This window comes from Mycoplasma sp. CSL10166 (genome assembly GCF_017116885.1).
In the GTDB taxonomy this organism is placed as follows: domain Bacteria; phylum Bacillota_I; class Bacilli_A; order Mycoplasmatales; family Metamycoplasmataceae; genus Mycoplasmopsis.
This window is the reverse complement of the sequence record NZ_JAFIRF010000002.1, coordinates 19,509-31,829: the sequence shown is the minus strand read 5'-3', so window position 1 is coordinate 31,829 and position 12,321 is coordinate 19,509. Positions and strand designations below refer to the sequence as shown.

General features: G+C 24.8%; 1 protein-coding gene. It reads left to right on the top strand.

The features are described from left to right. The first annotated feature begins 283 nt into the window (after positions 1 to 283). Positions 284 to 12,289 (top strand): hypothetical protein, encoded by a 12,006-nt coding sequence (locus tag JXZ93_RS02485; protein ID WP_205852639.1) that lies wholly within the window; start codon positions 284 to 286, stop codon positions 12,287 to 12,289. The last annotated feature ends 32 nt before the right edge of the window (positions 12,290 to 12,321 follow it).

Sequence of the window (12,321 nt, the reverse complement as noted above, 5' to 3'; positions counted from 1 at the left end):
CATGCTTGAATTTTTATTACTAAATCTATATATTTAATGCTTTTTAGAATTTTAATATATAATGCTATATTTACATTCTAAACAAAGCAATCAGTTTTTTCAGTAAAAAAATTCATTTTTTATGTATAATTACATAACTTAAAGTATATTTGAATAACAAATTGTATTATATCTATTAATACCTTTTCAAACTTGAATTTATTTTAACGTTTTTTAATTATATAAATAAGTTTTAGAAAAAATATATTTTGTTAATCAAAATAATAAAAACTAAGGAGGAAAAATGTTTAATAAACAAAAAAGAAATACTATTTTTGCGAGTGCAACTATTGCTGCTATCACTTCGATTTCGGCTGGTGTTGTAATCATGTGAACATGATCAAACACTAAGGAAGATTACAACCTTAGATATCAACAAGTTAAAAATATATTAACAAAATTAAATTTACCAAAGAAAAATATTGAGAAAAAATTTAATTCAATAGATCCTAACTACAAAAGTATTAATCAATTTAAACAACTTGATAAAGTTGTTGAACTAATACTAACTAGTTTAAAAAAATCTATTAATTCAAAAGAAGAAAATTTAAAAACATTGAATATTCATCGTAAAGAATTTAAAGATGAGTTTGATATGATGGATTATAATGATAGTTTGAATTATATTAATGAATTTGATAGTTTAATAAATAATGTTCAAGATCCGAAAGAAAAAGAAACGTTAATTGATAACTTATTAAAAGATACAAGATCTCAAAATTCAAAGTTACAACTCGATAATCTTAAAAAAGTTTTAGAAGAGCAACAAAGAGAAATAAATGAAAATAAAGTTGAAATTTCAAAAATCATTTCCACTTTTCCAAAAATATTAAGAGATAAATTTAATAAAAAATTAGATAATTCGCAAAATAATTTAAATTCATTAAGAAATTTAAAATCAGAATTAGAAAAATATGAACCAATTGTTGAAAAAGCACAAAAAATTAAAAATCTTTTTAAACAATCTGAAGTTTATGTAGATCTTAATAATGCAGAAACAGAAGAATTACCAATAATAGAAGATAAAATTGATAAAATTTTAAAAAGTGAAAATTTATCCGAATTCGACCGTAAAAAAGATCAAGTTAAAAATTTAATTAATGTAGTTGAAGATGAAGGCACTAAAAACGATTTTTTAGAAAAGTTAGATGAAATTGACAAAATAAAAACAATGCCTGAATTGTTAGAACTTGAAAAAGAAGTTGAAAATTACTTAAAATCTAATTCAGGTTTACAAGGTTTAATTAACTTTAAAAAGAAAGAGTTAAATAATAAAATTAATGAATCTAATTTACCTGAAGAGATAAAACAAAAATATTTAGATGACATTAAGGTTTCAAGCAATTTAGATGAACTATCTAAAATCGAGAGCGAGATTGATGAATTAATAGCAATTGACAAAAGAAAAAAAGAAGTCGAAGAAATTATTAAATTATTAAATAATCCTAAAAAAGACGAACTTTTAAGGGAGTTATCATTAACTAATGATTTAGAAGTTATAGATAGAATTTCCGATGAAGCAACAAAAATTTTGAGTGAAGAAACCAAAAAAACCAGAAAAGTTATACAAAGACTAAAGGGTCTTCCTCGTTTGAAAAATGACTTTGAGTTGATATTATCAGACGCAAAGACACAAGGTGATATTCAAGAAGTAGCTTCAGATGTTAATGATTATATGAACGATCTAATAGATGAAGCAAATGAAATTGTAAATTCATTAGATAATGGTACATCTGTAATAATTGGTGAACAAACAGTTTCTAAATCTTCATTAGAAAAAGAATTAGAAAATTTATCAAACACCGGAAATGCAGGAGAATATTCTGAAATTATTGAAAAAGCTAATGCGTTGAAAAATTATGTTAATTCAAAACAAAAAGGTTCTGAAATAGTAGATTTATTAGATGATAAACAAAAAGGTGCCGATTTAAAGGAAAAACTAAAAAATGCAAAAACTTTAGACGACACTTTAAAAGTTAAAGCGGAAATTGATAGGTTGTATCAATTTCAATTAGATAAAGCGAAAGCAAAAAAAGCAATCGAAAGCGTTATTCATAATGATAAAAAATCTGAATTCACTAAAAGATTGAATGATGCTACAACATCAGATGAGTTGGTTATTTTAACATCAGAAGCTAATGCTTATCACAATGCAGAAGAATCTAATAAACTTACTCATGATCAATTAAAATACTTTGTTGATGAAAATGTTGGAGATCAATCTAAAAAAGAAGAATTTAAGAAGAAACTTGATGATGCAATGGTGGATCAACAAGGAAAAAATAATATAGATCAAGATCAAGTAGAAACAAAACTTAGAGAAATTCGTGACGAAATAAATGAATTAATTAAGGCTGAAAAAGATGCTGCAGAAGCTTTAAGGCTTAAAAAAGAGCAAATAAAAGCAGATATTGAAAATATAAACGATAAAGACAAAGCGAATCAATTTAACGATGAGTTAATTGATGTTTTAACTATTGAACAAGCCGAAAAATTACAAGAAAAAGTAGATCAACAATTAGAGTTTGAAAAGACAAAAAGAATCATAAAAGAAAAAGTTTCAAAATTGGAAGATAAAAAAGATTATTTAAATGAATCGAATAATGCGACATCTATTGACCAGTTAAAAGACATTGACTCAAGAATTGATCAAGATTTAAAGAGAGAGGCTCAAGAATTAAAAGAAGCTAAAGACGATGCATTAGAAAAAATAGTAGACATAGCAGATAGTAATGCGTTAAAGGCTGAATTATTTGATGCTGTTGAAAAGGCAAAAACAAAATTATCTGTGGCTAAAATAGTAGAAAAAGTAGATAATTATTTAAATGAACTAAAAGAAAAAGCTATTACTGCTATTGCCACAACTGTAGGTGATGATAAAATTCATAATGAGCTAAATGCTGACTTAGGTGGTGCCAAAAACGAAGTACTTCTTAAAGATATAATCAAAAAAGCAAACGAAAGTTTTTCTAATAAGAAAACAGAAGTTATCGATGAACTTTCAATATTAGATGATAATCATTCAACTAAAGAGGAATTTAAAGATAGATTAAAAAACGCGTCAAATATTTCAGATTTAAATGATTTATTAGAAGAAGTAAAAAACGCAAATAATATTGAGACAATTAAAAATAACTTAAGAAAAAAAATGGAACAAGTACAAGAAGGGTCCGAAAAACAAAAGTTATCTAATTTAATTGATCAAGCTAATTCTAGAGAAGAATTATCTAATATAAATGAACAAATAGATGGTCAAATTCAAAAAGAAAAAGACGAAATTCAAGCTAATAAAGATATTGTTAATGAAAAAATTAAAGAATTATATAAAGACGAAAATATTAACTTATTTAATAAACAAACTTCAAAAGATGATTTAGGTTTAGAAGAGTCAAGAAGACTTATTGAAAACATTGAAAAAACAATTGCGGTTGAACAAAATGAACTTAAAAATAAAATAAACGAAGCAGAAAACGAAATATTAAACACATTACTAGAAAGTCCAGAAAGAAACGATATTTTATTACAAGCAGAAAGCTCAAAGAGTTTAGATGAAGTGGATGTTGCACTTAGAAAACTTAACGAAAGAATTGAACTATTAAAAGAAGAAGCGAGAATTGAGGCTAAGAAACTTATTTCAAATAGTGACATGCTCACAACCATTAAACAAGCCAAAACTCAAAAAACTATCGATCAAATTAAAGTTGAAGCTATTCAACTGTTTAATTCTAAAAAACAAGCCATTTTAGAAAAACTGGATCAAAAAATTAATGTATCAACTGATATCCATGATGAAATTCAAGGCAACATTAATACTGTAGAAAACGAAATTAAACTAAACGAACTAAGTTCTTTAATTGATGATAAATTATTCCATTTTAATCGAGAAACTGAAAATCAAGTTAATAGACTTGTTGATAAATCAAGTATTTTACCAATAGAAAATTGAACAAACGAAAATATTTCACTAAATCAAAGAAATAGCGTTCAAAATATAATAAACAAGAAATGAACAAACTATTTAGAATCTCTTAAAAAATTAGAAGGTGATACAAATAATCATAAAAAATATGAAGATATTCTAACTTCTTTAGATAAAGCAGAAGTAAGTGAAGCAATATTAGATCAATACATAGATGAAATGAATAATATTTTTGATTCTAGAAAAGATATTGTTAGTGCAAATATTCAAAGTATTACAAACGAAGATACTAAGTTAGAACTTAATAAAAAACTTTTGGAAGCCAAAAATATTGAAGATTTAAATGAATTACAAAGACAAGCAGATTTACAACATAAAAAAGAAGAATTAATAAATTCTTTACCGACAAAAATTGTTTTCGAAGATCAAAAACTTGATTTTGAAAATAGAATTAATAATTCAACAAACATTGATCAACTTACAAACCCTAAAACAGGTTTAGAAAAAGAAATTAATGACAAACAAATATACAACAGTGAATTACTGAAAGAACTTGAATTTGTAAATGCATTAAATGATAAAATAAATGTTACAACAGAAAAACACAATGAATTTAAAAAAGCTTTAGATTCTTCTCGAACAAAAGAAGAAGTTTCTGAAATAAAGAGACAAATTAATGAATTTATTAAATCTAAAAAATCTGAAGTTGCTACTTTTATCGAAAAATTAGTCGGAAGTAATGAAAAAGAAATTAAAGAAGAAGAACTTAAAAACGCAACATCAGAAACAGAAATTCAAAGTATTCTCGATGTAACCAAGAAAATATTTTCTAATAAACAAGATAATATTAAAGAAACTTTAGAAGAATTAACAGATGAAACAGCTAAAAATAATTTTAATAATGCTATTGAAAATGCAATTAACTTTAAGAATTTAGATGATATTAAAGATAAAATTAATAATCAAAAATTAAGAGAAGAAATTCAGAGAGACATTAATAAATTATCTAATGGCGAAGAAAAAAAATCATTACAAGAAGAATTAAATAGTATTTCGAACGATAAAACAAATAAACTTAAGTTAACTAGTTTAAAAGATAAAGTTGATAATGCGAGGGCCAAACAAGAAGGTGATTTTGCGATTTCAAAAGAAAAAGCAACTAAAGCACTTGAAAAATTGTTACCTACTAATAATGAGCGTATTAGATTAGAAGGTCTTTTAAAAACATATACAAACGATCAAACCGATTCTGAAAAAGTTAAAAAAGTAGAGCAAGATGCAATTGCTGAATTAGAAAAAATTAAAAATGAAATAAAAGAAGAATCTAAACAAAACATTCAACCAAGAGGTCGTGATAAAGAATCTCCATCTCACACTGAAAAATACAATGAATTTAATGAACTATTAGAATCTGCAACAACAGAAAAAAGACTTAGAGATATATCTAGCGAAATGATAACATACGTAAATGATGTTAAAGACTTATATAAAAAATATGTTGATGCGAATTTACCAATAGAAAATATTAGAGAAGAAATAAAAACAAATTTAGTTTCTAAAACAAAAATAAATGATTTAGATGCTGTTTTAAAAGATGCTAACAAAAAAACAAAAGTTGCAATTGATGAATTATTAAACACAATTGAAGATACTAATAAGAAAAATGAGTTAAAACAAAAATTAGTTGATGCCACTTCAAATGATAATGTTGAGCCAACAATTACAAAATGAAGAAATGAATTAAGCGAACTAAAATCAATTTATGATGATGCTACTTCATTTAGAAATAACGAAAAACGCGAATTAGAAGATTTAAGAAATGATATTAAAAATAAAATTAATAATTCTTTAAACGATAATCAAAACGATAGTTCCGACAATTCAAAAGCAAAATTACTTGAGTTAATTGATACAGCTTTAACAAAGAGTGAAGCAAATGAAGTTCTTAAAAAATTAAACTCAAAAATCAATTCTATCAAAGAAGTTGCAAGACAAGTGGTTGAAAAAACAAAAGGTTCTAACTTATATGATAATTTAAAGCAAGAAATTAACTCAACTAACATAGATACTGAACAGGAAATTTTATTAATACAACAAAAAGCTTCTGAAGAATTTGAGAAAAATAAAAAATCTACTGAAGATTCTATAGCTTTAGTTCATGATGCTAACAAAAAAGCGGAATTGGAAAACGAGAAAAACACCGCCCAAAATGTTGGAGATTTAAATAACGTAAAAAATAAAGCAATATTAGAAGCTAAAAAAGAAGAATTAAAAGAATTAGTAAAAGAGCTTTGAGATCAAAAAGAATACAATAATAATATAGAAGTTGCAACAACATTAGAACAATTGAACGAAATTGAAAAATTAATAAATAACGATAAAAATGAACAAGATCTTCAATTGAAATCAGTAAAAGAAAAAGCGAGAGTTGCTGTTAATAAGTTAGAAGACAAAAATAATAAATTAACTGATATCGAAAACGCAACAACTTTAGAAGCGGTTAATAAAATAAAAAATGACGCTATTGAAGTAATTAGATCCTTAAAAGAAGAAATTAAACCTTTATTAGCTAAAATTGAAGGTTCAAACAATTATGATGCATTCGAACTCAGAAACAATGACGAAGCTAATGAATTAGAATTAAAACAATTAAAAAATGATTTAATTTCAGAATTTGATACTTTAAAATCAAATACAAAGAACAAAATAAATGAACAAGGTTCTTACAAAAACAATACAGTTATTGTGGATCAATACGATAAAAAAGAAAAATTACAAGCTGAAGCAGAAAATGCTAACAATTATTCTGAGTTACATAATATAGAAAACACTGCAAAAGTAGAGAAATATGCAAAATATGTAAAAGATGAAATAAATAAAGTTCTTGATAAAGAAAATATGCTTGAGCAAGTTGAAGAAATATTAAAAAATAGACCTTCAACAGATGATGAAAAACAAAACAAAATAAATGCATTAGAACAAATTGCACAAAAAGCAAGAAAAAAAGCTAGAAGTGAGTTAGCAGAACTTAACTTAGCAAAAGAAAATGCTAAAAGAGAAATAAAAGAAAAAGTAAACTTAAGTAGCGAAAAACAACAAGAATTTATCGGATGAATAAATCAATCTAACACTAAAGAAGAAGTTCAAAACGTTATAAACGATGTAAATAAATTTATTAGTGATGAAAAAACAAAGGTTGAAAATGATTTAATTAACAAATTAACCGAAAATAAAAACCCAAAAAATAAATTAAAAACAAGTCTTGATAATGCAACATCAGAAACAGAAATTGCTAATATTAAAAATGAAGCAATTGCAGAATTAAATAAGTTTAAAAATAATGCTGAAATAGCTCTTGAGAGATTAAGCGAAAATATTCAAGGTCAAAATAATCATTCAGATTTTGTTACTAAGTTAAATGGTGCTAAAACAACAGATACTCAAAAGGCTTATGAAGATGTAGTTAACGAAGTTGAAAAACAAATTGAAAAACTTAAAACATGAGCTAAATCTAATTTAGAACAAATTAATGATCAAGAAGAAAAAAATAAAATTAAAGAATTAATCGAAAGTGCCGACACAAGTTTAAAACTTAAAGAATTAGAAAATAGAGTTAATTTAACAATAGCTAGAGAAAAAGCAGAAAATGCAATAAAAAAATTATCTGATACAAACGAACAAAAAAATCAATTATTAAATTTTATTTATTCTTCAAATAGTCTTCAAGACATTGCAACAAAACAAGCAGAAGCCGAAAAAATAATTAACGATAAAAAGAAAGAAGCTACAGATGCGGTTGCTAAGTTAGAAGGTGATTTAACATATGTAAAATCAAAAGAAGATCTAGCAAAAGCGGATAATGAAGATCAATTAAACAATTTAATCAGATTAAGTAACGAAACATTCAATAATAAAAAAGATGAGATTAGATCTGAAATTAACAAATTAATTTTAGATAAAGATCTAATGTCGACAGATGGTCTTGATACTGTTAAAAAATTAAAAGATTATTCTAAAAATACAATAATTCCTAAGGCCTTAGAATATACAAATTCTAAAATAACTGAAGTCGCTGACGAGACTAAAAAGCAAGAATTAGAACAAATGCTTAAAAATAAATCACAAGTTGATGATATAAACGAAGTATACAATTTAGCGGTTGCGGAATTAGATAGAGAAAACGCTCTTGAAAATGCAAAAACAAAAGCTAAAGAACTTGCAAAGAACGAATTAAGTGATGAAGATTTAGAATCATTTAATACTAAAATTTCTCAAGCTAATACCATTGAAGAAGTAAATGCCATAAAAAGAGACATTCAAGCAAAAGTTGATGATAAAAATAGAGAATTAACAAAATTAAAAAATAAATTCTTAGATAGTAATGAAGTTAAGAAAAATGTCGAAAATGCAAGTAAAAATTCAGTGAAAGAAATTGAAAAATTAATTAAGAATCTTCAAAATGAAAAAACACAAATTATTTCAAAAACAAGTTCTGATTTGGAAAAAATTCACGTTACAGAAAAAGGATTGTTAACAGTCGATAAAATGAATGATGAAAATTCTAAATATAATGCAATAAAACTTGAATTTGATTCCATAAATGACTCAAATTGAACAGAAGAAAATGATAAATTAATAAGCTCAAAAGTTGACCAAGCTATATTATCAAGAAAAAATAAAGCAAGAGATCATATTAATTCACTTGATTTAGATAAAGATACAAAAGACCAGTTAATTAATGAATTAAACTCTGGTGATACTAATACTTACACAAAAATTATTAAATTAGAGAAAAAAGCTGATAGAGAATTAAGAGTCAAAAATATTAAAGATAAAATTTCAAAAATAAATGATGAAAATGTTAGAAACGATTTAAATAATAGAGCAAATTCTGATAATGAAAATTTAGATACCTTAGAAACAGATGTAGAGGGAAAACTTAAAGAACAAGAAGATGCAATCAATTTATATAAAGAAGAAGCAAGAGAAGAAGTTAAAAAATTACCTTTAAGCGAGCAAAAAACAAAAAATGATAATATAGATTCAGCAACAACACAAGATCAAATTGATACTATTAAACAAAGTGTTATTCAAAGAATGGGAACATTAAGAAAAGAAGTCCAAGATGAAATTGAAAAAATGCCTTTAAATGCTAGAAAATATTTAAGTGACAAAAAAGATTCCGTTTTAGATAATGGTGATGAATTATTATCGTTAAAGGAAATAGCGATTGAAACAGTATCAGAATCAAATAAATTGAAAGAAAAAAATGAGTCTGAATTTTCTAATGAACAAGAAGCGAAAGAGTTTTTTGATTCAAAAATTAATAGTTCAATAGCTGATTCTAAAGAAAAAATCAAATCATTATCTAATGATTTTGAAATCATCAAAAACAAACTTAAAACATTAAGAACAAAACAAGCAGAGCTAGGCGTTGAATATAAAAATCAATTCGATTCATTAGTGTCCGATGCTTTTAAAGACCTAAATAAAGAAATAATAGGTAATAATAGTGTTAATTCAATGTTAGATTCAATCATCGAAAAAATTAATTTTAGAAAAAAACAAAATGATGCAATTAAGGCCATCAAAGATAAGTTTGAAGATCAAAATCAAACCGTTACAACAGTAAACGATATTAATAATTTAACTTCAAACGATGAAAGAGGATTAGAAACTCTTGTTACAAATGCAAATAATTTATTTAATAACTTACAAAGTTTAAAAAATACTATTAATTCAATAGGCAAAGAGTCTAATAGAACCTCATTGTTAGAGGAATGAAAAAAAGTTGACACATTAAGTAAAAAGGAAACCTTAGACCTTAAGGTTAATTCATTTAAAACAACATTAGCTAGTGTTCAACAAGAATTAAATAATTTAGATAATCGAAGTAATCAAAAACAATCATTACAAACTGAACTAGATATGGCAGGAACAAAAGAAGCGGCAGAAAATGTTAGAAGTAAAATTAAACAAGAAAAGGCAAAGAATGATTGAGAGTCTTTAAAAGCAAGATTGAATAATGGCGACCAAAAAACAAATTGAGATAACATAGTTAATTCGGCAAAAAGCACTAGCGAGCAAATAGATACTGTTATAACTGATGCTACTAAATATTTAGAATCCAAAAGACAAAAGGCAATTTCAACTTTAGAAAGATTAAATGAAGATAATTCAATAAGAAGTAATTCAACATCCAAAACAACTATTTATAACACTGAAAGTGAATATGATAATCTAATTAATAATTCTATTAATTTCTTAAACAGTGAAGCTAAAAAAACAAATATATTAATAGGAAAATTAAAGGAAACTACTAAAAAAACAAATGATTTATCTCAATTTACTTTTGACTCAAACAATAATGTTGATGATAGTGTAACTGAATCTAAAATTAATAATGATTCTAAAAAAGTTGAAGAAATATTAAAGAGAAAATATAATGATGTAAAAGACAAATTAAACATATTAAACGGGTCTTCAGAACGAGAAACTTACAAAACAAAACTAGGAAGCGAAATTGACTTTTTAAATAAAACTGAAACTCAATACGATACTCTTATTAGCGAAATAGATGGAATATATAACGAAAAACACAAAATAGCCGAAAGATTAGTAAATTACGAAATTAAAGACCCTTCAAAGAAATTAGAATTTAATGAAAAATTTAGAAATGCAGCTAATTTGGGTGATTTAAATACATTAATTAATGAATTAAATAAATATTATGAATTACTTATTTTTAAACCAAAAAAAGATAATAATTCAAGTATAAGTCAGTTTAATTGATACAATGAAGATGTTGTAGGTGAAATTCAATTAAATAAAGTTGAAGGTGATTATAAGGATAAATATATTTATTTAGTTGTTAAATCATCAAAAGGTGATAATTATGTTGTATCTAAACCAATATTATTAAATAATAGTAATTTAAAATTTAATTTCCCAATTAAAAATTTTATTGATGATGGACATTATGATTTACATAAAGTTGTAGTATTAGATTATGATGCTAATGATAACAATGTTATTCTAAGTAGTAAAAATATAATAAATAATAAATATGCATCTATTTATAACTTTAATATCAAACTAGGTACAATAACCGCTAACAATGTAAGTATGTCATGAAATAATTTAAAAGAAGCAATATTAGATGAAAATTCTCGGCCACAAGGTGCTGAAATGATTGAAAAAAGTGTTGATGCTAATGTGCAAATAAATGGTTTTACAGCCGAAAATATTGATATTAGTAGTATTAAAAATATTAGAATTCATTTAAAAGGTGAAGCTAACACTGGTAATTCATTTACAAATGATAGATTTAATAACGTTACTTTAATAGATAGACTCGAACTTACAAATGAAAATTCTAATATTTTAGTACGTAAGGTCGATAACACTGATTATATTTTCTTTGATTTAAAAGCCAAAGGAATGAAAGCAGGATATGTTTATAATCTTGATAAAATTGAATTTGATATAAATAGAAGCCATATAATAAAACATTATGTTTATAATAAGGTTAAAAAAGATAACGATGAAAATTCTATAAATTATTCTGAAAATTATAGTTATAAAGAAAATACAAATGAAGCTATTTCATGATTATTTGAATTAAAGAAATCCGATAGGGATAAATTATTAACTGTTAAAGAAGAGTATCCGAATAATCGAAGTTATAAATCTATTTTAGAATTTAATGATGGTTGAGATATTTATGCTTTTTCTGGTCTATTTAGATATCTAAATAGTTTTGTTCCTGATATAGGAAGCAATTTAGGAAATCATCAATACAAAAAAGAAGATGGAACAAGTGTATCTTTAAGAGAAAGATGAAAAGATTATTTAATTAATAAATTAACACAAATATATAAAGATAAATATAATAAAGATAAATATTATGCAACCATACCAACTAATAGACGTTGAGGTGATGGTTGATCACTTTCATTTATACAACTAGGTATTGACCCTAATAGTTACAAAGAATATACTGGAATGGTCATTCATGGAACAAATACTTTTGCGCCTGTTTTAGGTGGTAGAAATGTGGAGTATGATTTCCAACATTCTCCTAAATATTTCGAATTGATGAAGGGATTCATGTATAAGCGAAAAATATGAGAAAACGGAAGAAGTGTTTGAGCCATGTGGCTAAAGGGTGCTGGTCAAAAATCAGGTTTAACTGCAGATTTTAATGAATATGACGAAAGCGACCTAAAAAATACTATAAGATTGGCTATTGAATTCGTTTTAGAATTCGGAGCAACTAATTATATTGGTGATAAGATGACATATCCAACCGAAACTATTAAAAATAAATAATGTTAAAATATTAGCAAAGTTAAAATTGCTAA